Annotated in this window: 20 protein-coding genes; 7 read left to right on the forward strand and 13 right to left on the reverse strand. The window is 74.0% G+C overall.

Translation table 11 applies throughout. The features are described from left to right. Nucleotides 1-267: 267 nt before the first annotated feature. The 3 genes from ACU610_RS17810 to ACU610_RS17820 all read left to right on the forward strand — a co-directional run bounded on the left by ACU610_RS17810 (nucleotide 268) and on the right by ACU610_RS17820 (nucleotide 2,775). Nucleotides 268-1,311 carry an IS110 family transposase gene (locus ACU610_RS17810; RefSeq protein ID WP_446765803.1) on the forward strand — a complete coding sequence of 348 codons (1,044 nt, stop codon included), beginning with the start codon at nucleotides 268-270 and terminating at the stop codon, nucleotides 1,309-1,311. Nucleotides 1,312-1,881: 570 nt separating this feature from the next. Continuing rightward, nucleotides 1,882-2,361 carry an ester cyclase gene (locus ACU610_RS17815; RefSeq protein ID WP_446769025.1) on the forward strand — a complete coding sequence of 160 codons (480 nt, stop codon included), beginning with the start codon at nucleotides 1,882-1,884 and terminating at the stop codon, nucleotides 2,359-2,361. A 192-nt stretch (nucleotides 2,362-2,553) separates the two neighbouring features. Further along, a complete protein-coding gene (locus ACU610_RS17820; RefSeq protein WP_446769026.1) occupies nucleotides 2,554-2,775 on the forward strand; it encodes a DUF3073 domain-containing protein in 222 nt (73 codons plus the stop codon). A 190-nt stretch (nucleotides 2,776-2,965) separates the two neighbouring features. Here ACU610_RS17820 and purM read toward each other — a convergent pair whose 3' ends face one another. The 4 genes from purM to ACU610_RS17840 all read right to left on the reverse strand — a co-directional run bounded on the left by purM (nucleotide 2,966) and on the right by ACU610_RS17840 (nucleotide 7,478). Next, nucleotides 2,966-4,021: a phosphoribosylformylglycinamidine cyclo-ligase gene (gene purM / locus ACU610_RS17825; protein ID WP_446769027.1), complete on the reverse strand. Its 1,056-nt coding sequence runs from the start codon at nucleotides 4,019-4,021 to the stop codon at nucleotides 2,966-2,968. Nucleotides 4,022-4,110: 89 nt separating this feature from the next. Beyond that, entirely contained in the window at nucleotides 4,111-5,649 is a 1,539-nt protein-coding gene (gene purF / locus ACU610_RS17830) for an amidophosphoribosyltransferase (protein WP_446769028.1), read from the reverse strand. A gap of 135 nt (nucleotides 5,650-5,784) precedes the next feature. After that, nucleotides 5,785-6,393, reverse strand: coding sequence for an MBL fold metallo-hydrolase (locus ACU610_RS17835; protein ID WP_446769029.1), 609 nt, complete (start codon nucleotides 6,391-6,393; stop codon nucleotides 5,785-5,787). Further along, nucleotides 6,390-7,478 carry an S-(hydroxymethyl)mycothiol dehydrogenase gene (locus ACU610_RS17840; RefSeq protein WP_446769030.1) on the reverse strand — a complete coding sequence of 363 codons (1,089 nt, stop codon included), beginning with the start codon at nucleotides 7,476-7,478 and terminating at the stop codon, nucleotides 6,390-6,392. Before ACU610_RS17840 ends, ACU610_RS17835 begins: the two co-directional genes overlap by 4 nt. Before the next feature lie 209 nt (nucleotides 7,479-7,687). Here ACU610_RS17840 and ACU610_RS17845 point away from each other — a divergent pair, with 209 nt between their 5' ends. After that, entirely contained in the window at nucleotides 7,688-9,103 is a 1,416-nt protein-coding gene (locus ACU610_RS17845; protein ID WP_446769031.1) for an OFA family MFS transporter, read from the forward strand. Beyond that, nucleotides 9,100-9,243: an MFS transporter small subunit gene (locus ACU610_RS17850; RefSeq protein WP_446769032.1), complete on the forward strand. Its 144-nt coding sequence runs from the start codon at nucleotides 9,100-9,102 to the stop codon at nucleotides 9,241-9,243. The genes ACU610_RS17845 and ACU610_RS17850 overlap by 4 nt, the downstream gene beginning before the upstream one ends. 146 nt (nucleotides 9,244-9,389) lie before the next feature. Here the strand turns inward: ACU610_RS17850 and ACU610_RS17855 are convergent, their stop codons facing one another. From ACU610_RS17855 to purB, 7 genes are all read right to left on the reverse strand, one after another. Next, entirely contained in the window at nucleotides 9,390-9,773 is a 384-nt protein-coding gene (locus ACU610_RS17855; RefSeq protein ID WP_446769033.1) for a sterol carrier family protein, read from the reverse strand. Next, nucleotides 9,773-12,136, reverse strand: coding sequence for a phosphoribosylformylglycinamidine synthase subunit PurL (purL, locus tag ACU610_RS17860; RefSeq protein ID WP_446769034.1), 2,364 nt, complete (start codon nucleotides 12,134-12,136; stop codon nucleotides 9,773-9,775). Before purL ends, ACU610_RS17855 begins: the two co-directional genes overlap by 1 nt. 77 nt (nucleotides 12,137-12,213) lie before the next feature. Further along, nucleotides 12,214-12,885, reverse strand: coding sequence for a phosphoribosylformylglycinamidine synthase subunit PurQ (purQ, locus tag ACU610_RS17865; protein ID WP_446769035.1), 672 nt, complete (start codon nucleotides 12,883-12,885; stop codon nucleotides 12,214-12,216). Nucleotides 12,886-12,899: 14 nt separating this feature from the next. Next, nucleotides 12,900-13,139 (reverse strand): phosphoribosylformylglycinamidine synthase subunit PurS, encoded by a 240-nt coding sequence (gene purS, locus ACU610_RS17870; protein ID WP_446769036.1) that lies wholly within the window; start codon nucleotides 13,137-13,139, stop codon nucleotides 12,900-12,902. A gap of 336 nt (nucleotides 13,140-13,475) precedes the next feature. After that, nucleotides 13,476-14,243: an alpha/beta fold hydrolase gene (locus tag ACU610_RS17875; protein ID WP_446769037.1), complete on the reverse strand. Its 768-nt coding sequence runs from the start codon at nucleotides 14,241-14,243 to the stop codon at nucleotides 13,476-13,478. Nucleotide 14,244: 1 nt separating this feature from the next. Beyond that, entirely contained in the window at nucleotides 14,245-15,108 is an 864-nt protein-coding gene (locus ACU610_RS17880; protein WP_446769038.1) for a phosphoribosylaminoimidazolesuccinocarboxamide synthase, read from the reverse strand. Then, nucleotides 15,105-16,412, reverse strand: a complete 1,308-nt coding sequence (gene purB / locus ACU610_RS17885) for an adenylosuccinate lyase (RefSeq protein WP_446769039.1) — start codon at nucleotides 16,410-16,412, stop codon at nucleotides 15,105-15,107. The genes ACU610_RS17880 and purB overlap by 4 nt, the downstream gene beginning before the upstream one ends. 97 nt (nucleotides 16,413-16,509) lie before the next feature. On the opposite strand from purB, the gene ACU610_RS17890 reads away from it, so the two are divergent. Then, entirely contained in the window at nucleotides 16,510-17,892 is a 1,383-nt protein-coding gene (locus ACU610_RS17890) for an AI-2E family transporter (RefSeq protein ID WP_446769040.1), read from the forward strand. A 161-nt stretch (nucleotides 17,893-18,053) separates the two neighbouring features. Here the strand turns inward: ACU610_RS17890 and purD are convergent, their stop codons facing one another. Both purD and rsgA read right to left on the reverse strand, forming a co-directional pair. After that, complete coding sequence (gene purD, locus ACU610_RS17895; protein WP_446769041.1) at nucleotides 18,054-19,322, reverse strand: phosphoribosylamine--glycine ligase; 1,269 nt, start codon at nucleotides 19,320-19,322, stop codon at nucleotides 18,054-18,056. A 130-nt stretch (nucleotides 19,323-19,452) separates the two neighbouring features. Beyond that, nucleotides 19,453-20,475 (reverse strand): ribosome small subunit-dependent GTPase A, encoded by a 1,023-nt coding sequence (gene rsgA / locus ACU610_RS17900; RefSeq protein ID WP_446769042.1) that lies wholly within the window; start codon nucleotides 20,473-20,475, stop codon nucleotides 19,453-19,455. A 104-nt stretch (nucleotides 20,476-20,579) separates the two neighbouring features. Here rsgA and ACU610_RS17905 point away from each other — a divergent pair, with 104 nt between their 5' ends. Next, the gene (locus tag ACU610_RS17905; RefSeq protein ID WP_446769043.1) at nucleotides 20,580-21,608 is read left to right on the forward strand and encodes a glycerophosphodiester phosphodiesterase family protein; all 1,029 of its coding nucleotides are present in this window, start codon (nucleotides 20,580-20,582) and stop codon (nucleotides 21,606-21,608) included. Nucleotides 21,609-21,654: the final 46 nt, after the last annotated feature.

Raw genomic sequence — 21,654 nt, forward strand, 5'->3', positions numbered from 1 at the left:
CGCTCGGTCGAATCCTGGCGCGACACCTCTAGCACCTCAGGTTGGATGGGCCTCGCCCCGGTATCGACGGGGTCCGCGCCGCCGTCGGGAAGGCTCTACCTTTTGCTGCCCGGCTCTCGGGCTGAGGCTCTGTTGAGTGGGTGCCTCCCGGCGGCGGTTCCAGTCCGGGCAGCTGACGCTCGATAGAGGCGTGGGGACGCGGCTCGTGGTCCCTTGAGGTGCTCGCGCTCTGCCCGGCCGCGGTCGACATCGGGAGCGGAGGCTCGAGTGTTCGCAGGAATCGACAGCCACAAGGACACGCTCGCGGTCGCGGTGATCGACGCCGCCGGGCGGGTGGTCACCGTCCGGCAGGTGGCCAACGAACCGGCCGGGTTCACCGTCCTGGCTGACCTGGTTGCCGAGCACGCGGTCGTGCGGGTCGGCATCGAGGGCTCGGCCAACTTCGGCTGGGCCGCCGCGATGCACCTGGTCGAGACCGGCGTAACCGTGGTGGAGGTGCCGCCGCTGATGACCTCCCGGGAGCGGCAGTCCCGACCGGGGCAGGGCAAGACCGATCCGGTCGACGCGGTCGCCATCGCCCGGATCACCGCCCGCGAGACGTTCCTGCCGCCGGTGCGCCCGATGGACGGGCTGCCGGCCGACCTGCGGGTGCTGATGGACTTCCGCGAGCAGCTCATCGACGAGCGCACCGCCCTGGCCAACCGGATCCACGCCGACCTGGGCTGGCTGCACCCGGGCTATCAGCGCCGGCTGCCGCGGCTCACCCAGCCGGCGCATCTGCAGGCGGCGCTGGCGCTACTGCAGAACGACTCCAGCATCCGGGCGGCGGTGACCCGCAGGCGGCTGCAGCGGATGGTAGAGATCAACGCCGAGCTGGCCGGCCTGCGCGCCCAGATCGCCGAGTTGGTGGAGCAGTCTGGCACGACCCTGACCGGCATCTATGGCGTCGGCGTGTTCGTCGCCGCGCGGATCCTGGCCGAGGTCGTCGACGTCGGTCGCTATCCGACCCGGCACACCTTCGCCGCCGCGAATGGCTCCGCGCCGATTCCGGCCTCCTCCGGGCGGACCGTGCGGCATCGGCTCAACCGTGGCGGCAACCGGCAGCTCAATCGGGCGCTCTACACGATCGCGATCACCGAGATCCGTGCCGACACCGAGGGCCGCGTCTACTACGAGCGCAAACGCGCCGAGGGCAAGACCAGCCGCGAGGCGCTGCGCTGCCTCAAGCGCCGGCTCTCCGACGTCGTCTACCGGACCCTGCGCGCCGACCAGGTGGCCGACGCGCCCATTCCGATCCCCGTCGCGGCCTGACGGGCGGTGGACGTGAGGCCGGCACATGGGACACGGCTCTACGGCCTCAGCCGGCTGCGTGGCAGGACTTCCAGTCCCTCTCCCGCTCTTCGCCTCAGCCTGACTCCCACGCCCACCGCAGCCCTCAACGTAGAACTCCGGCGGCACTAGACATAGAGGCCCAGTCGATGACCACGGGGCTTCCCGGAACAGGCCCGCTGTCCGACGCAGCGGAGGCGGTCACCACCGTGAGCGCCCCTACACCGACATGACCTAGCAGCTCGACCGGCGCCCGGAACTCGCTGTGCATGTTCAGCCGGTGGAGGACCAAGTGCACGGGTTCTCCTTCGCCGCGCCGAGGCCCGCGCGGGCATCTTCGACGTCGCGCTGCGGGTGTTCCGGACGGCCGACGCGGACGGCGTCTCCCCCGCCGTGGCCGCCGACCGCCTCGCCGAGGAGCGCATGGCGTCGGTCGGCCGGCTGGCCACGATCCGCCTCCTGCGCTGAGGGCCACGGGGCCGTTCGCCTCTCGTCCCCGGGGGCGGGAGGGCCCGACGCTGTGGTGTCGGACGAACGGTCGAGGAGGTCGTCATGGGGCAGGCGCGCGAGACCATGGACCGCATCACCGAGGCCATCCTGGCGGGAGACCGCGACGCCCTCCGGCGGGAGTACGCGGACGACGCCGTCGGCGAGGCACCTGACGCGGACCGACTCGACGGCGGGGACGCGATCGTCGAGTACCTGATCTCATTCCGCCAGGCCTTCCCCGACCTGTCGTGGGAGGCCAGGGCCACCTTCGAGAACGCCGACAGCGCGTTGGACGAGGGCCTGCTCGTGGGCACCCACACCGGGACGCTCAGCTCCCCGGAGGGCGACCTGCCGCCCACCGGCAGGTCCCTCCGGCTGCGGGAGTGCGACGTCATCACGGTCCGGGACGGCAGGGCCGTGTCGCACCGCTTCTACTACGACCGGATGGACCTCGCGGACCAGCTCGGTCTGACGGCGTCCGGCACGGCCGTCCCCGCGCCCCGAGCCGGCACCGACCAGGAGCCGGAGACGGTGATCCCGTGACACCCACCGTCGTGCGGCGCGGGGTGGACCCGGCGGGAGGCCCCGGTCGGGGGACAGCCGGGGGGAGACCCGTGCCGGTCGTCGATCCGTGTCGTAAGCTCGGTCGAGACAGAGACACTCAGTCGGGGTCGCCACGCGGGCCGTCCAGCCCGGAGCTGGGCTCCCGTACTCCGTAACGAGGGGGTCGAGCCGATGGGGCGCGGCCGAGCGAAGGCCAAGCAGACACGCGTGGCCCGTGAGCTCAAGTACAGCTCACCGAACACCGACCTCTCCGCTCTTCAGCGGGAGCTGGCCGGGTCACCGTCTCCGTACACCCCGTCCCGGGCGAGCACGGACGACGACGATGACGACGAGTACACCGACCGCTGGGCGGCGGACGACGACACGGACGACGACTGGGCCGCCAGTCGTTGACCTCCGCCTGACCGGCGCGGGCTGACCCGACGACACCGCTGCTCCCTCCGGGGAGCTGCGGTGTCGTCGCACGCCGTCGCCCGTCGGGCCCCGTCCAGAGGCTGGCCGGCCCCCTGCAGGGTCCCGCCGCGAGCCTGCGAGTGGTGGGGGGCAGGGGGTCCTCCTCCGAGGCGTGAGGAGGGGTCCTCTCTCAGCGGTAGCTGCCGACCAGGTGCGCGCCGGTGTCGCCCGTCCGGGCACCGACGGTGCCGGCGACCCACGCGGGCACCCCGCGCTCGGCCAACGCGGCGACCACGTCGTCGGCGACGTCCGACGCGACCGCGGCGACCATGCCGATGCCGCAGTTGAACGCCCGCTCGGACTCCGCCCGCGGCACGCCGTGCTCCTCCAGCAGCCAGACCGCGGCCGGCAGGGCCCAGGTGCCGCGGTCCAGCACGGCCTCCAGCCCGTCCGGGACCACCCGGGCGGTGTTGCCGGCCAGTCCGCCGCCGGTGACGTGCGCGTAGGCGTGCACGCCCTCGACGCCGAAGCGCTGCAGCAGCGCCAGACAGTCCAGCGCGTAGATGCGGGTGGGCTCGAGCAGCACCTCGCCCAGCGGGCGGTCCAGCCCGGCGGGCGTGGCGGCCAGGTCGAGCCCGGCGGCGGCGACCACCCGGCGCACCAGCGAGTAGCCGTTGGAGTGGAAGCCGGACGACCCCATCGCGACGACCGCGTCGCCGTCCCGGACCCGTTCCGGCCCCAGCACCGCGTCGGCCTCCACGACCCCCACGGCGGTGGCGGCCAGGTCGTAGTCGTCGGGGGCCATCAGGTCACCGTGCTCGGCGGTCTCCCCACCGACCAGCGCGGCCCCGGCCAGCCGGCAGCCGGTCGCGATGCCGGTGACGATCGCGGCGATCCGCTCCGGCACGACCCGCCCGCAGGCGACGTAGTCCTGCAGGAAGAGCGGCTCGGCGCCGCAGGCGACCAGGTCGTCGACGACCATCGCGACCAGGTCGATGCCGACGGTGTCGTGCCGGTCCAGCTGCCGCGCGAGAGCGATCTTCGTGCCGACGCCGTCGGTCGAGGAGGCCAGCAGCGGCTTGCGGTACCTCGCCGTGTCCAGCGCGAACAGCCCGGCGAAGCCGCCCAGGCCGCCGACGACCTCCGGGCGGTTGGTGCCCTCCACCGCCGTCCGCATGAGGGTGACGGCCCGCTCGCCGGCGTCGATGTCGACGCCGGAGGCGGCGTAGGTGAACTCGTCGCTCACTGCTCGGTTGCGCCCTCGTTCCGCTCCTCGGTCGCCGGCGCTCCCTGCGATGCCCGCTCGGGCGTCACCTCCGCGGGGGCGGGGCTGCGTCACGGGCGGGTCAGCGCGTCGTCCGCACCGCCCGGCACGGTGGCGCTGCCGGCCTGCTGGCCGGTCCAGCCGGTGACGGCGCGCCGCTCGATCCCCTCGAGCAGGTGCTTGCCGAGCAGCTCGCTCTCCGCCAGCGGGATCGGGTACTCCCCGGTGAAGCAGGCGGTGCACAGCCGGTTCACCGGCTGCTCGGTGGCCGCGATGAGCCCCTGCTCCGAGACGTAGCCCAGCGAGTCGGCGTTGATCGAGGCCCGCACGCCGTCGACGTCGAGACCGTTGGCGATCAGCTCCGCCCGGCTGGCAAAGTCGATGCCGTAGAAGCACGGCCACTTCACCGGCGGCGAGGAGATCCGCACGTGCACCTCGACCGCACCGGCCTCGCGCAGCATCCGGATCAGCGCCCGCTGGGTGTTGCCGCGCACGATCGAGTCGTCGACGACGACCAGCCGCTTGCCGCGGATGACGTCGCGCAGCGGGTTGAGCTTGAGCCGGATGCCCAGCTGCCGGATGGTCTGGCTGGGCTGGATGAAGGTCCGCCCGACGTAGGAGTTCTTCACCAGGCCGATGCCGTAGGGGATGCCCGAGGCCTCGGCGTAGCCGACCGCGGCCGGGGTGCCCGACTCCGGCACGGGGATGACCAGGTCGGCGTCGGCGGGGTGTTCCTTGGCCAGCCGGCGGCCGATCTCGACGCGGGCGGCGTGCACCCCGCGACCGCCGATCGTCGTGTCCGGCCGTGCCAGGTAGACGTACTCGAAGACGCAGCCCTTCGGCTCGCTGTGCGCGAAGTGCTGGCTGCGCAGGCCGTTCTCGTCGATGGCGATCAGCTCGCCCGGCTCGATCTCCCGGACGATCGAGGCACCCACGATGTCCAGGGCCGCCGTCTCGCTGGCGACCACCCAGCCGCGCTCCAGCCGGCCGAGCACCAGCGGCCGCACACCCTGCGGGTCACGGGCGGCGTAGAGGGTGTTCTCGTCCATGAAGGTGAAGCTGAAGGCGCCGCGCAGCTGGCGCAGCACCTCCATCGCGGCGGCCTCGACCGAGAGGTCCTGGCGGGCGGCGATCAGCGCGGTGACCAGGTCGGAGTCGGTCGTGGAGGTGAAGGCGCCCGGCACACCGGCGTCGGCGGCCCGGCTGGCCAGCTCGGCGGTGTTGACCAGGTTCCCGTTGTGACACAGCGCCAGCCCGGTGCCGGAGTCCGTCGTCCGGAAGGTCGGCTGGGCGTTCTCCCACGTGGAGGCGCCCGTCGTCGAGTAGCGGGTGTGCCCGACGGCGAGGTGGCCGCGCAGGCTGCCCAGGGTCGCCTCGTCGAAGACCTGGCTGACCAGCCCCAGGTCCTTGTAGACGACGACCGAGGCGCCGTCGGAGACGGCGATGCCCGCCGCCTCCTGGCCACGGTGCTGCAGGGCGTAGAGACCGAAGTAGGTCAGCTTGGCGACCTCCTCCCCCGGCGCCCAGACGCCGAAGACGCCACACGCGTCCTGGGGTCCGGGGGAATGGGGGTCGAGGTCGTGCGTCAGCCGTCCGTCACCGCGAGGCACTCATCGAGGGTACCGGCGGAGGCCGACGGGTTCCGGCTGGGCGGGGTGGCCCTGGCCACCCCGCCCAGCCGGAACTGCGGCCCCTCCAGGGAACCGCCCGGAGCTCGGGAGGGGTCGGGAGGAGGGGGTCCTCCGTCAGCGCACGTTCGAGATCTCGGCCGAGATGGTCGTGTCGTCGCCGTGGCCGGTCTTGACGACGGTGTCGCCGTGCAGGCTGAGCAGCCGCGACCGGATGGAGTTCAGGATCGTGGGCTTGTCGCTGTAGGAGCGCCCCGTCGCGCCGGGTCCGCCGTGGAACAGCGTGTCGCCGGTGAAGACGGTGGCCAGGTCTGGGGCGTGCAGGCAGGTGCTGCCCGGCGAGTGGCCGGGGGTGTGCAGCGCCGTCAGCGTCGTCCCGGCGACGGTGAAGCGGGTGCCCTCGACCAGGTCGTGGTCGGGGGCGGTGTCGGGGTGGACGACGTCCCACAGCATCCGGTCGGCGGGGTTGAACCAGATCGGCGCCCCGGTGGCCTCGCGCAGCGCCACGGCGGCGGTGATGTGGTCGTTGTGCCCGTGGGTCAGCACGATGGCGGTCACCCGACGCCCGCCGATGGCCTCGAGGATCGGGGCCGCGTCGTGCGGGGCGTCGATGACGAGCACCTCGTCGTCGTCGCCGACCAGCCAGACGTTGTTGTCGACGTCGAAGTCCTGCCCGTCGAGGCTGAAGACGCCGGAGACGACGGCCTTGTCGACCCGCGCCGTCACTTGAAGACCACGACCGAACGCAGGACGTCGCCGTGGTGCATCTTCTCGAAGGCCTCCTCGACGTCCTCGATGCCGATGGTCTCGCTGACGAAGTCGTCCAGCGGGAAGCGGCCCTGCCGGTACAGGTCGACCAGCATCGGGAAGTCCCGGGAGGGCAGGCAGTCGCCGTACCAGGAGGACTTGATCGCCCCGCCCCGGCCGAAGACCTCGAGCAGCGGCAGCGTGATCTGCATGTCGGGGGTCGGGACGCCCACCAGCACCACCCGCCCGGCCAGGTCACGGGCGTAGAAGGCCTGCTCGAACACCGCCGGATGCCCCACCGCGTCGATCGCCACGTCCACCCCGAAGCCGTGCGTGGCGCCCTTGATCGCCGCCACCGCGTCGGTCTCGCGGGAGTTGACGGTGTGGGTGGCGCCGAACCGGCGGGCCCACTGCAGCTTCCGGTCGTCGATGTCCACGGCGATGATCGTGGTCGCCCCGGCCAGCGTCGCCCCGGCGATCGCGGCGTCGCCCACCCCGCCGCAGCCGAACACCGCCACCGACTCGCCACGGCGCACCCCGCCGGTGTTGATCGCCGCGCCCACCCCGGCCATCACCCCGCAGCCCAGCAGCCCGGCGGCGGTGGCCGGCGCGGCCGGATCGACCTTGGTGCACTGCCCGGAGTGCACCAGCGTCTTCTCCACGAACGCGCCGATGCCCAGCGCCGGGCTCAGCTCGGTGCCGTCGGCCAGGGTCATCTTCTGCGCGGCGTTGTGCGTGGCGAAGCAGTACTGCAGCTCCCCCCTGGCACACGCCCGGCACTGCCCGCACACCGCCCGCCAGTTGAGGATCACGTAGTCCCCGACCGCGACGTTGGTGACCCCCGCGCCGACCGCGGCCACGGTGCCGGCGGCCTCGTGGCCGAGCAGGAACGGGAACTCGTCGTTGATGCCGCCCTCGCGGTAGTGCAGGTCGGTGTGGCACACCCCGCAGGCCTGGACGTCGACCACGGCCTCGCCGGGGCCGGGGTCGGGGACGATCACCGTCTCCACCGTGACGGGGGCTCCCTTGCTGCGGGCGACGACGCCCTTCACCTCGTAGGCCATGGCGGGAGCCTATGCCCGCTCCGGGGGGCGGTTGGGTCGTCCGGGAGCTGGTTGACTGCGCAACGATCTGGTTGCAACTGACCGGGACCGACCGCTCCGTTTCGCGGTACGTGCAGGGGAGACGTAGCGTTCCCGCTGGTCCGTGACGTGTGGCACAGACCTTTTCCGGCGGGGGATCCCCCGACCGATGTCCTCCGGAGGTCCGTCCCGTGGCAGTACCCAGTTTCCTGGCCCGAGATCGCATCGTGGCCCGTCCCGGCTTCAACCGCTGGTTGATCCCGCCGGCGGCGCTCGCTGTGCACCTGTGCATCGGCCAGGCCTACGCGACGAGCGTCTACAAGACCGCGCTCGTCGAGCACTTCGACACGAGCCTGACCGCGATCGGCATCATCTTCTCGATCGCCATCGTCATGCTCGGCGTCTCCGCCGCCCTGTTCGGCACCTGGGTGGACCGCAACGGTCCCCGGGCGGCGATGTTCACCTCCGCCGTCTTCTGGGTCTCCGGCTTCCTGGTCGGCGGCCTGGGCATCGAGACCGGCCAGCTGTGGCTGCTCTACCTCGGCTACGGCGTCCTCGGCGGCATCGGCCTGGGCATCGGCTACATCTCCCCGGTCTCCACGCTGATCAAGTGGTTCCCGGACCGTCCCGGTCTGGCGACCGGCATGGCGATCATGGGCTTCGGTGGTGGCGCGCTCATCGCCTCGCCGCTGTCCCGCCAGCTGATGAACTACTACGACCCCGCGTACGACGGCACCGCCGGCACCGTGCCCAACGGGGAGGCCGTCGCGGCGCTGTTCTTCACGCTGGCCGCGGTCTACCTCGTCTTCATGATGTTCGGCGCCTTCATCATCCGGGTGCCGGCCGACGACTGGCGGCCCGACGGCTTCGACCCGTCCTCGGTCAAGAAGAAGGCCCTGGTCACCACCGAGAGCGTCTCGGCCAACAACGCCATCAAGACCCCGCAGTTCTGGCTGCTGTGGACGGTGCTCTTCTGCAACGTCACCGCGGGCATCGGCATCCTCGAGCAGGCTGCGCCGATGATCCAGGACTTCTTCCGCAACGGGGAGACCTCGACCGTCGCCGCGGCCACGGCCGCCGGTTTCGTCGGCCTGCTGTCGCTGTTCAACATGGGCGGCCGGTTCGTGTGGTCATCGACCTCGGACTTCATCGGCCGCAAGCCGATCTACATGGTCTACCTGGGCGTCGGCGCCGTCCTCTACATCGGGCTGGCGACCATCGGCAGCACCGCCACCTGGCTGTTCGTGCTGCTCGCCGCGGTGATCATCTCGTTCTACGGCGGTGGGTTCGCCACGGTCCCGGCCTACCTGCGTGACCTCTTCGGCACCTACCAGGTCGGCGCCATCCACGGCCGGCTGCTGACCGCCTGGTCGGCCGCCGGTGTCGCCGGGCCGCTGATCATCAACGGCGTCCTGGACACCCAGGGCACCCCCGGCCAGCTGGTCGCGGCCAACTACCGCCCGGCGCTGTTCATCATGGTCGGTCTGCTGGTCATCGGCTTCATCGCCAACCTGCTGGTCCGCCCGGTGGCCGGCAAGTGGCACGAGCCGAAGGCCACCTCCCCCGCCACTGCCCGTGCCGACACCGAACGGAGCGCCGTCCGATGAGCCACCCCGTCACCGACGACCGGAAGCCCGTCCACACCCCGGCGGGGCTGATCGCCTTCGCCTGGACCCTGGTGGGCGTGCCGCTCGCCTACGGGCTCTACCAGACGGTCAAGGCCGCCAGCGCCCTGTTCGGCGGCTGAGCCCCGCACCACCCACCCACACCGCGCCCCGGTCGCTCTCGTAGCGGCCGGGGCGCGGTGTCGTCCCGGCCGTGGTCATCGGCGCCCGGCCGCCGCTGTCGGCGCATCACGCAGCCACCCGCCGATGACCACGGCGGGATGCGGGGTCAGCCCCGCAAGGGGGGCAACGGGAGGTGGGCGCTCAGGTCGGCGCGGTTGCCGCTGGCGCTGACCCACCCGCCGGCGACCGCCCGGTCCCAGGTGAGTTCCCCCGTGGCCAGCCGCAGCCAGGTGGCGGCGTCGGTCTCCACGACGTTGGGCGGGGTCCCGCGCGTGTGCCGCGGCCCCGGCACCAGTTGGACGGCGACGTGCGGCGGCACCCGCAGCTCCACCGAGCGGCCCGGCACCTGCTGGGCCAGCCAGCGGGCCGTCGTCTTGACCGCGGCCCCCAGCACGGACCGCGCGGGCTGCTCGGCCTCCCCCGCCAGCCAGGCCCGCACCGGGTCGACCGCGGCCCGCAGCTCGTCGGCCGGGATCGGCTGGGCCGGCATCAGCTGGTCGGGACGGTCCCCGCCGGGACGCTGCCCACGGTGGCCTCGGGCGTGCCGAACAGGGCCGGCAGCGTCGCGCTCCAGGCGGCGCGCAGCTCGACCAGCGGCAGCTCGGCGACGCCCTCGACGACGAGCACGTCGCCGCCCGTCGTCCCCAGCTCGGTGACCGCCACGCCGGCCCACTCGGCGGTGGCGCGCACGGCCTCCGGGTCGGTCGTGGTCACCACGACGCGCGCGGTGGACTCGCTGAACAACGCGGTGAACGGGTCCAGGGCCGGTGTGGGGTCACCCAGCCGCAGCGCCGCGCCGGTGCCGTACCGCAGCGCCGACTCGGCCAGCGCCTGCGCCAGGCCGCCGTCGGCCAGGTCGTGCGCGGAGGTGATCAGGCCCTCGCGGCCCAGCGCGGCGAGCAGCTCGGCCAGCGACCGCTCGGTCTCGAGGTCGACCGCCGGCGGGCGGCCGCCGAGGTGGCCGTGGACGACGGACGCCCATGCCGACCCGCCGAACTCCGGCCGGGTCTCGCCGAGCAGCAGCACGGTCTCCCCCGCCGTCCGCCAGCCGGTGGGCACGCGGGTCCGGACGTCCTCGTGCACGCCCAGGACGCCGATGACCGGCGTCGGGTTGATCGCCACGTCGCCGGTCTGGTTGTAGAGGCTGACGTTGCCGCCGGTGACCGGCAGGCCCAGGTCGCGGCAGGCGTCGGCCAGGCCGCGGACGGCCTCGGCGAACTGCCACATCACCTCGGGCTCCTCCGGGGAGCCGAAGTTCAGGCAGTTGGTGACCGCCAGCGGGCGGGCGCCGCTCACCGCCACGTTCCGGTAGGCCTCGGCGAGGTTGAGCTGCGCACCGGTGTACGGGTCGAGGCGGGCGTAGCGGCCGTTGCCGTCGAGGGCCAGCGCGATGCCGCGGTGGGTCTCCTCGTCGATGCGGAGCACGCCCGCGTCGTCGGGCTGGGCCAGCACCGTGTTGCCGCGCACGTAGCGGTCGTACTGCTCGGTGACCCAGGTCTTGTCCGCGCCGTCCGGGCTGGCGACGACAGCCAGCCAGTGGGCGGCCAGCTCCTCCGGGGTCTGCGGGCGGGGCAGCGCGGCCGGGTCGTCGGCCTGCAGCTCGTCGAGGTCGCCCGGGCGCTGCATCGGCCGGTCGTAGACCGGGCCCTCGTGGGCGACGGTCCGCGGCGGGACGTCGACGATGCGCTCGCCGTGCCAGTCGACGGTCAGCCGGTCGCCGTCGGTGACCTCACCGATGACGGTGGCGAGCACGTCCCACTTGCGGCAGACGGCGAGGAAGGCCTCGACCTCGTCCGGCTCGACGATGGCGCACATGCGCTCCTGCGACTCGCTCATGAGGATCTCGGCGGGTGTCAGGGTGCTGTCGCGCAGCGGGACGGCGTCGAGGTCGACGTGCATGCCGCCGGTGCCGGCGCTGGCCAGCTCGCTCGTCGCGCAGGACAGGCCGGCGCCGCCGAGGTCCTGGATGCCGGTGACGAGGTCCTCGCGGAAGATCTCCAGGCAGGCCTCGATGAGCAGCTTCTCGGTGAACGGGTCGCCCACCTGCACGCTCGGGCGCTTGGCCGGCCCCTCCTCGTCGAAGGTCTCGCTCGCCAGCACCGACACCCCGCCGATGCCGTCGCCGCCGGTGCGGGCGCCGAACAGCACCACCTTGTTGCCGATGCCCTCGGCCTTGGCCAGCCGGACGTCCTCGTGCTTCATCACGCCCACGCAGAGCGCGTTGACCAGCGGGTTGCCGGCGTAGCAGGCGTCGAAGAGCAGCTCGCCGCCGATGTTCGGCAGGCCCAGGCAGTTGCCGTAGCCGCCGACGCCGGCCACGACGCCGGGCAGCACGCGGGCGGTGTCGGGGGCGTCGGCCGGGCCGAAGCGCAGGCTGTCCATGACGGCGACCGGGCGGGCGCCCATGGTGAGGATGTCGCGCACGATGCCGCCGACCCCGGTGGCCGCGCCCTGGTACGGCTCGACGTAGCTCGGGTGGTTGTGCGACTCGACCTTGAAGGTCACCGCGTAGCCGTCACCGACGTCCACCACGCCGGCGTTCTCGCCGATGCCGACCAGCAGCGCCTCGCTGCGCGGCAGGTCGCCGAAGCGGCGCAGGTGCACCTTCGAGCTCTTGTAGGAGCAGTGCTCGCTCCACATGACCGAGTACATGGCCAGCTCGGCGGTGGTAGGCCGGCGGCCGAGGATGTCGCGGATCCGGGCGTACTCGTCGGACTTCAGGCCCAGCTCGCTGTAGGGCTGCTCGAGGTCCGGCGTCCGCCCGGCGAGCTCGACGGTGTCGAGCTGGTGCGACAGCGGGCCGGGCCCGGTGTCGAGCTCGCTGAGTCCCTGCGTCGCGCTGTCCTGGCTCACGCCTTGCCCTTCCGCGACTCCGGACTCGTTCCGCTCCTCGGTCGCTGGCGCTGCCTGCGATGCTCGCTCGCCCGTCGTCACGCGGCCACCATCGCCTTCAGGACGCTGGTGAAGAAGCCCAGGCCGTCGGTGCTCGGGCCGGTGAGGTCCTCCACGGCGTGCTCGGGGTGCGGCATCAGCCCGACGACGCGGCCGTCCGCGCTGGCCACCCCGGCGATGTCCCGCATCGACCCGTTCGGGTTTCCCTCGACGTAGCGGACGGCGACCCGGCCCTCGCCCTCGATCCGGTCGAGGTCGGCCGGCGCGGCCACGTATCGGCCCTCACCGTTCTTCACCGGGACGACGATCCGCTGGCCTGGCTCGTAGTCCTGCGTCCACGCGGTGTCGGCGCGCTCGATGCGCAGCACCTGGTCGCGGTTGCGGAAGTGCAGGTGGCCGTTGCGGGTGAGCGCGCCGGGCAGCAGGCCGGCCTCGCAGAGCACCTGGAAGCCGTTGCAGATGCCGAGCACCGGCATGCCCTGGCGGGCGCGGTCGACGACGTCCTGCATCATGGGCGCCCGAGCGGCGATCGCGCCGGCCCGCAGGTAGTCGCCGTAGGAGAAGCCGCCGGGCAGGACCACGGCGTCGACGTCCTTCAGGTCGTGCTCGGCGTGCCAGAGGGCGACGGGCTCGGCACCGGCCAGGCGCACCGCGCGGGCGGCGTCGACGTCGTCCAGGGAGCCCGGGAAGGTGATGACACCGATGCGCACGGAGGGGGTTCTCCTCAGTCGGTCGGGAGGTGAAGCTCGACGTCCTCGATGACCGGGTTGGCCAGCAGCGTCTCGGCGATCTGCTGCAATTCGGCCCGGTCGGGGGTGCCCTCGACCTCGAGGACGAAGTGCTTGCCCTGGCGGACGCTGCGGACGCCTTCGTGGCCGAGCCGGCCCAGCGCTCCCAGCACCGCCTGACCCTGGGGGTCGGAGATCTCCGGCTTCAGCACGACGTCGACGACCACCCGAGGCACGCCGACGAGGGTACCGGGGTGGCGCGGACCACCGGCCGGACCGCGGGTGACGCTGGTCTCGCTCGCGCTTCGTCGTGGCGACCCTGCGAGATCTGCACAGTGGTCGCCATCAGCGCCGTGAAGGTCGCCACTGTGCAGATCTCACCGAGCCAGGGCCCGGCGGATCTCCTCGACCACGTCCTGCGGTCGGCCGAGGACGTCGGCGGACGTGAACCGCAGCACCGTCCACCCGGCGGCGATCTCCCTCGCTCGCGCTGTCCACAGCCAACTCGCGAGATCCGCACAGTGGTGCCCTTCGCGGCGCTGATGCCCGCCGGTGTGCAGATCTCGCGACGGTCAGGCCCCGGCGTCCAGCAGGGACCACACCGCCTCGGGTGCCTCCCAGTGGGCGTTGTGCCCGGCGCCCTCGACGAGCACTGCGGTCGGGTCCACCCGGCGCATCGCGTCGAGGCCCACCATCCGGTCGGACGCCCCCGCCGCCAGCCGCAGCGGCGCGACCGAGCGGCGCAGCACCTCCTCGACCGACGGCCCGACGGCGCCGAACGCCCGCGGGTCGAGCGCCGGCGTCCAGCCGCCGTCGACCTCCCGGACGCCGGCGAGCGCCACCGGGTCGTCCGGGGCCACGAGCCCGGTCAGCCCGGCCAGCCGCAGGTGCCGGTCGGCGGCCTCGGCGGCGGTCGCGAACACCCGGGACGGGCGGGCTGCCAGCGACCGGGCGCGGGTCACCTCGTCGTCCGTCCAGTCGATCTTGACGCCGACCGCCACGACGCGCGCGACCTCCACCCCGTACCAGCCGCCGCCGAGCACCGCGCCGACGACGCCGCCGAACGAGTGCCCGAGCACGGTGACCCGCGCCGCGCCCGACCCCGCCGCGAGCACCGCCACGTCCGCGGCGTGCACCGCGTAGCCGTACGGCGGCTCGGCGGGCGACCGGCCGTGCCCGCGCAGGTCGGGCACGGCCCAGGGGCCGGGCCACGACGCCTCGACCAGCGGCAGCAGCCGGTCCCACACCGCGCCGGTGGCGCCCAGCCCGTGGAGCAGCAGGAGCAGGTGGTCGCCCGAGCCGCCGGAGCGGTAGGCGATGCCCGAGCGCGTTCCTGCCACGTCAGCGGAAGGTGGTGCCGGTGAGCCGCTCGTAGGCGGTGACGTAGCGCTCGCGGGTGGCCTCGACCACGTCGGCGGGCAGCTCCGGCGGCGGGGAGACGCGGTCCCAGCCGGACGACGTGAGCCAGTCCCGGACGTACTGCTTGTCGAACGAGGGCTGCGCGCCACCCGGCGACCAGAGCGTGGCCGGCCAGAAGCGCGAGGAGTCCGGCGTGAGCACCTCGTCGCCCAGCACCGTGCCACCGTCCGCACCGAGACCGAACTCGAACTTGGTGTCGGCCAGCACGATGCCGGCGTCGAGGGCGATCGCCGCACCGCGCCGGTACAGCGCCAGGGTCAGCTCGCGCAGCTCCTCGGCCTGCTCCGCACCGACCGCGGCCACGACGGCGGCGAAGTCGATCGCCTCGTCGTGCCGGCCCTGCTCGGCCTTGGTGGACGGCGTGAACACCGGCTCGGGCAGCCGCGAGCCCTCGACCAGGCCGGCCGGCAGCGGGACGTCGCGGATGGAGCCGGTGCGCTGGTACTCGACCGTGCCGGAGCCGGACAGGTAGCCGCGCGCCACGCACTCGACCGGCAGCATCTCCAGCCGGCGCACCAGCATCGCGCGCCCGGCGACCTCCGCCGGGACGTCGGTCGCCGAGATCAGGTGGTGGCTCGCCCCGAACGACGACAGCACCGGCGTCAGCTGGTCGAACCACCACACCGACAGCTGGGTGAGCACCCGTCCCTTGTCGGGGATGGGCGTGGGCAGCACGTGGTCGTAGGCGGAGATCCGGTCGGAGGCGACCAGCAGGAGGCGGTCCCCGCCGGCGTCGTAGACCTCGCGCACCTTGCCGCGGGCGACGAGCGGGAGATCCAGGGTCACGACAGCGCGGCCAGCCGGTCGAACAGCGGCCCGAGGTTGGCCACGTACCGCTCGGGCCGGCAGATCTCGTCGAGCCGCACCTCGTCCAGCGCCACGCCCGCGTCCGCCGCGCGCTTGCGCAGCGTCTCGCGGAACGGCGTCCCGCTGTTCCAGGTCTCCATGGCCGCCGACTGCACCAGCGCGTAGGCGTCCTCGCGCGAGGCCCCGCCCTCGACCAGCTCGAGCAGCACCGACGAGGTGTAGATCAGCCCGCCGGTCGACTCGAGGTTGGCCCGCATCCGGTCGGCGTCGACCACCAGGTTCTCGACCAGCCCGGTGGTCAGGTGCAGCAGGTAGTCGGTGGTGATCGCGGCGTCGGGCAGGAACACCCGCTCGGTCGACGAGTGCGAGATGTCGCGCTCGTGCCAGAGCGGGATGCCCTCCATCACCGGGACGACGGCGGCGCGGACGACGCGGGCCAGGCCGGCGATGCGCTCGGAGCGGATCGGGTTCTTCTTGTGCGGCATCGCGCTCGAGCCCTTCTGGCCCGAGCCGAACGCCTCGGAGAGTTCGCGGACCTCGGTGCGCTGGCCGTGCCGGACCTCCAGGGCCACCGTCTCGCAGACGGTCGCGACGATCGCCAGGCAGGCGACCCACTCGCTGATCGAGTCGCGCAGCACCACCTGGGTGGAGGCGTCGGCGGGCCGCAGCCCCAGCGCCTCGGCGACGGCGACCTCGACCGACGGGTCGATCAGCGAGTAGGTGCCGACGGCGCCGGAGATGGCGACGACCCCGACCCGCTCGCGCGCGGCCCGCAGCCGGTCCCGCGACCGGGCGGCGGCGAAGGCGATGTCGGCGACCCGGTGGCCCCAGACGTCGGGCTCGGCGTGCACACCGTGGGTGCGGCCGACCTTGATGGTGTCGCGGTGGGCCAGCGCGTGGTCGCGCAGCACCGCGACCAGCCGGTCGAGCCGGGCCAGCAGCAGGTCGGTGGCCTCGGTCAGCTGGACGGCGAGCGCGGTGTCGAGCAGGTCCGACGACGTCATGCCGTGGTGCACGTAGGCGGCGGCCGACCGTGGCTCGGTGTTGTCGGCCCACGCGGTGAGGAAGGCGATGACGTCGTGCTGCGTCGTCTCCTCGATCTCCGCGACCCGCTCGGGCGTGGGCGGCGGCGCCTCCCGGACGGGTCGCACCACCTCGGCGGGCACCCGCCCGGCCGCGGCGTGCGCCTCGAGGACGAGGGTCTCGACCCGGCACCACAGCTCGTACTTGTGCTGGTCGCTCCAGACCCGCCCCATCTCGGGCAGGGTGTACCGCTCGATCACGTGTCGGCCCGCCCATCGGTTCGTCGCACCACGTGCCCCAGTCTCCCGCAGGGTCGATGCTGTCAGCGACGGCCCCTCGAGCTCCCCGGAGGACCCGATGCTGCGACGGGGCACCCACCTGTTGACGCGGGCCCGCGACCGCATCCGCGCGGCCCGTGAGCACGACCCGCACGCCTGGCCGCACCACCCGGACGACGACTCCGGGTACCACGACGGGGCGGACGACGCCGATCGGGCCGACCGGCCACCCCTCGGCAGCCCCGAGCCCGGGGCACCGGACCTCGACGGCCCGATCGGGCCCGGCGGGGTGAGCGGGCCACCCGCCGGAGGGGAGCAGCGGCCCGTGCCCCGTGACCGGCGTCCCCCGCGGCGACCGGGCGCGGCCGAGGAGGAGGTGCCCCGGGCGCTGCGGGTGGCGGCCGCCTGGTCGTGGCGGCTCATCGTCGTCGTCGCCGGGCTCTACCTGCTGCTCTGGGCGGCCGCCTACGTGGCCGTGGTCGTCGTCCCCGTCATCGTCGCGCTGCTGCTGGCGGCCCTCCTGCAACCGGGCGCCTCGGCGCTGGTCCGCACCGGCTGGCCACGGACCCTGGCCGCCCTCACGATGCTGGTGCTCGGGCTCGGCACGGTGGCGGGGATCGTCACGCTCGTCGTCCAGCAGGTCACCACCGGCTTCGGCGACCTCGCCGACCAGGTCGGCCAGGGCGTCGACCAGGTGCGCGACCTGATCGTGCGCACCTTCCCCGTCACCCGGACGCAGCTGGAGAACCTGGTCACCCAGCTGCAGCAGACGCTGGTCGCCAACGAGGACACGCTCGCCTCGGGCGCGCTCACGACCGCCGTGACGGTCGGGGAGGTCACCACCGGCACCCTGCTGGCGCTGTTCACGCTCTTCTTCTTCCTCAAGGACGGCCGCTCGATCTGGCTGTGGCTGGTCGGCCTGTTCCCGCGGGACTCGCGCGCGTACGTCGACGAGGCCGCCCGCCGCTCGTGGCGCACGCTCATCTCCTACGTGCGCGCCACGGTCGCCGTGGCGATGGCCGACGCCATCGGCATCGGCATCGGCCTGGCGGTCCTCGGCGTCCCGCTGGTCATCCCGCTGGCCGCGCTGGTCTTCCTGGGCGCGTTCATCCCGATCATCGGGTCGTTCCTGGCCGGCACCGTCGCGGTGCTGGTCGCCCTGGTCTCGAAGGGGCCGATCACGGCGCTGATCGCGCTCGCCGTCGTCGTGCTGGTGATGCAGCTGGAGGGGCACGTCCTGCAGCCGCTGCTGCTGGGCCGGGCGGTGCGGGTGCACCCGCTCGCCGTCGTCCTCGCGATCGCCGCGGGGTTGCTGGTGGCCGGCATCTTCGGCGCGCTCATCGCCGTGCCCACCGTGGCGTGCGCGAACGTGGCCGGCACCTACCTGTCCCGGCGCTACGACGGGCCGCGCCCGCCCGAGCCGCGCCGGGAGCGCGCCCGGCCTGCGGTCACGGCGCAGTAGCAGGAGGACCCCGTCCTCCCCACCCTTCGGAGAAGAACCCCCTGCTCCCCGCCACCCGCAAGCTCGCGGCGGGACCCTGCAGGGGCCGGCGGGACCCGGGACGGGGCCGCGGCGAGCCTCTGGACGGGGCCGGACGGGGTCGGATGCGACCTCCTGGCCGCTCAGCGCACGGTGATCCGGCCCTCGACCGCGGCCAGCGCGATGTCGGTGCGCCAGTGCGCGTCGGCCAGCCGCACGCCGGCGACCCGCTCGTAGGCCCGCTGCCGGGCCGCGGCGAGGTCCGGGCCGACTGCGGTCACGGCGAGCACCCGCCCACCGGCGGAGCGGACCGTCCCCTCGGCGTCCACGGTGGTGCCCGCGTGCAGCACCCCCTCGGCGTCGGCGCCGGTGACCGGGTCGCCGGTGCGCGGCCGCTCGGGGTAGCCCGGTGCCGCGACGACGACGGTGACCGCGGCCCCGTCGCGCCAGCGCAGCGGCGGGTGGTCGGCGAGCGTGCCGGTGGCGGCCGCGTACAGCAGGCCACCCAGCGGCGTCTCCAGCAGCGGCAGCACGACCTGGGTCTCCGGGTCGCCGAAGCGGGCGTTGAACTCCACGACCCGCACCCCACGCGAGGTCAGCGCCAGCCCGGCGTAGAGCAGCCCGGAGAACGGCTCGCCGCGGCGGCGCATCTCGTCGACCGTCGGCTGCAGCACGGTGGCCAGCACCTCGTCGACCAGGCCCGGCGGCGCCCACGGCAGGGGCGCGTAGGCCCCCATCCCGCCGGTGTTGGGCCCGGCGTCGCCGTCGTCGCGGCGCTTGGCGTCCTGGGCGGGCAGCAGCGGCAGCACCGTCGTCCCGTCGGTGACGGCGAACAGCGACACCTCGGGGCCGTCGAGGTACTCCTCGACGAGCACCGCGCCGCCGGCGTCGAGCACGCGGTGCCCGTGCGACACGGCGGCAGCCCGGTCGGTCGTGACGACGACGCCCTTGCCGGCGGCCAGCCCGTCGTCCTTCACCACGTACGGCCCCCCACCCGCCGCACCGGCCTCGTCCAGCGCCGTCTCGAGCTCCGCCGGACCGCCGACCGGCCAGGACCGGGCGGTCGGGACGCCGGCGGCAGCCATGACGTGCTTGGCGAAGGACTTGCTGCCCTCGATCTGCGCGGCCTGCTCCGACGGGCCGAAGCAGGCGATGCCGGCGTCGCGGACCGCGTCGGCGGCGCCGGCGACCAGCGGCACCTCCGGCCCGATGACGACGAGGTCGGCGCCCCAGCCGGTGGCCAGCGCGGCGACCGCGACCGGGTCGGCGACGTCGACCGCGGCGGGCTCGGCGATCGTGCGCGTGCCGGCGTTGCCCGGCGCGCAGGACAGCGCGGTCACCGCGGGGTCGGAGGACAGAGCGACGCACAGGGCGTGCTCCCGGGCACCGGAGCCGATCACGAGCACGCGCACGGACGGCGACCCTACCGTCGAAGGACCCCGTCCCCTCCCGGGAAGGACCCCCTGCTCCCCGCCACGCGCAAGCTCGCGGCGGGACCCTGCACGGGGCCGTCAGGGCTCGGGGCGGTGCCCTGGACGGGGCCTACCGCAACCGGTTCGGCTGCGACCGGTACGACCGGTGCAGGGCCCGGACGCGGGCGTGCTCGGCGGCCCGGGCGCGGGCGTCGGAACGCAGTGCCTGGCGGTGCGCCTCGGCCTGCAGCTTCCGCCAGGCGGTGTAGCGGGCCGGATCCAGCCGGCCGTCCTCGATCGCGGCCGCCACGGCGCACCCGGGCTCGGTGCGGTGCGCGCAGTCCCGGAACCTGCACTCGGCGGCGAGCTCGGTGACGTCGGCGTAGGCGGTGTCGACCCCGGCGTCGTCGACCAGCCCGAGCTCGCGCATCCCCGGGGTGTCCACGAGCAGGCCGCCGCCGGGCAGCAGGTGCAGCTCGCGCGCGGTCGTGGTGTGCCGCCCGCGGCCGTCGGCCTCCCGGATCCCGCGGGTGGTCGCCACCACCGTCCCGGCCAGCGCGTTGGCCAGGCTGGACTTGCCCACGCCGGACGGGCCGACCATCGCCGCCGTCCGCCCGGGGCCCAGCAGTGCCCGGACGGCGGGCAGCCCCTCCCCCGTCACCGAGCTGACCGGCAGGACGTCGACGCCCACGGTGTCCTCCGCGACCGCCAGCAGCGCGCCGGGGACGTCGTCGCACAGGTCGGCCTTGGTGAGGACGACGACCGGCGTGGCGCCGCTGCCCCAGGCGACGGCGAGGTAGCGCTCCACCCGGCGCAGCCGCGGGGCCGTGGTCAGCGCGTCGACGACGAGCACCAGGTCGAGGTTGGCCGCGACCACCTGCTCGGCCGACGTCCGCCCGGCGACGACGCGGGTGAACGCCGTCCGGCGGGGCAGCACCGCGACGGCGAGCTCACCGCGCAGCGCCACCCAGTCGCCGACCGCCGGCCCGGTGCCCTCGAGCAGCGCCGCGGCCGGGTGCGCCCGCAGCTCGCCGTCAGTGGTCAGCACGGTCAGCCGGCCGCGGTCGACCCGGGCGACCCGGCCGGGTCGCGCGTCCGGGGGCAACGCGGCGTCGAACGCCGGCGTCCAGCCCAGGAGTGAGAGATCGGTCACGTCGGCATGGTCCCGCCCAGGTCAGGGCGGCGTCCTCCGAATTGTCCACGAACCACCGGATGGCGTTCGCGTCATGTTCAGATCCCTCGGGTGTTGTAGGGGACATGCACGCGCTCGCGTCGCCGGCCACGGTCCCGGCGAGCCGCCCAGCCCGTCCTGTCGTCGTCGGTCACCGGGGGGCCTGCGCCTACCGGCCCGAGCACACCGCGGCCAGCTTCGAGCTCGCCATCGACCTCGGCGCCGACCTCATCGAGCCCGACGTCGTCGTCAGCCGGGACGGCGCGCTCGTCGTCCGGCACGAGAACGAGCTCTCCCACTCCACCGACGTCGCCGAGCGACCCGAGTTCGCCGACCGGCGCACCACCCGTGTCGTCGACGACCGCGAGCGCACCGGGTGGTTCACCGAGGACTTCACCCTCGCCGAGCTGCGGACGCTGCGCGCCGTCGAGCGGATGCCGGCGCTGCGCCCGCTGAACACCACCTACGACGGACAGGCCGGGATCCTCACCCTGGCCGAGGTCGTGGCGATCGCCCGCCGGCGGTCGACCGTCTCCCGGCAGGTTCGCGTGCTGGCCGAGCTGAAGAAGCCCAGCTGGTTCGACCACGAGGCGGGCGTCCCGGTCCCCGAGCTCGTCGCCGCCGAGCTGCGCCGCCTCGACGCGGCCCGTCCCGACGGGACCGTGGTCGTGCAGTCCTTCGACGCCGCCGCGCTGCGGCAGCTGCGGGCCGACCTCGGGGACCGCGGGCCGACGATGCTGCAGCTGATCGACGACGCCGGCACCGACGACCACCTGGTCACCCCGGCCGGCCTGCGCGAGGTCAGCACGTACGCGCAGGGCATCGCCCCGAGCCGGCACCGGATCCTGCTGCGCGACGCGGACCAGGCGCTGACCGGCGTCTCGGACCTGATCGCCCAGGCCCACCGCGCCGGGCTGGTCGTCGTCCCGTGGACGCTGCGCCCGGAGAACGCCTTCCTGCCGCGCCACCTGCGCCGCGGCGAGGCCGCCAGCGGCACCGGCGACATGCAGACCGAGGCCCGGCTGCTGCTGGCCCTCGGCGTCGACGGGTTGATCACCGACGCCCCCGAGATCGCCGTCGCAGCACGGCAGGAGCTCGAGGTCGCCGCCGCGTAGGAGCGATCCGATGACACCGCGGTCCCACCCGGCCGCACCACCGCTG

The organism is Geodermatophilus sp. URMC 61 (assembly GCF_052931555.1).

What these genes read in the sequence shown, in the direction of transcription:
- ACU610_RS17815 (WP_446769025.1), top strand. Translation starts at nt 1,882, where the DNA reads ATGGGGCAGGCGCGCGAGACCATGGACCGCATCACCGAGGCCATCCTG.
- ACU610_RS17820 (WP_446769026.1), top strand. Translation starts at nt 2,554, where the DNA reads ATGGGGCGCGGCCGAGCGAAGGCCAAGCAGACACGCGTGGCCCGTGAG.
- ACU610_RS17840 (WP_446769030.1), bottom strand. Translation starts at nt 7,478, where the DNA reads ATGGCCTACGAGGTGAAGGGCGTCGTCGCCCGCAGCAAGGGAGCCCCC.
- ACU610_RS17850 (WP_446769032.1), top strand. Translation starts at nt 9,100, where the DNA reads ATGAGCCACCCCGTCACCGACGACCGGAAGCCCGTCCACACCCCGGCG.
- ACU610_RS17855 (WP_446769033.1), bottom strand. Translation starts at nt 9,773, where the DNA reads ATGCCGGCCCAGCCGATCCCGGCCGACGAGCTGCGGGCCGCGGTCGAC.
- ACU610_RS17890 (WP_446769040.1), top strand. Translation starts at nt 16,510, where the DNA reads ATGCTGCGACGGGGCACCCACCTGTTGACGCGGGCCCGCGACCGCATC.
- ACU610_RS17905 (WP_446769043.1), top strand. Translation starts at nt 20,580, where the DNA reads ATGCACGCGCTCGCGTCGCCGGCCACGGTCCCGGCGAGCCGCCCAGCC.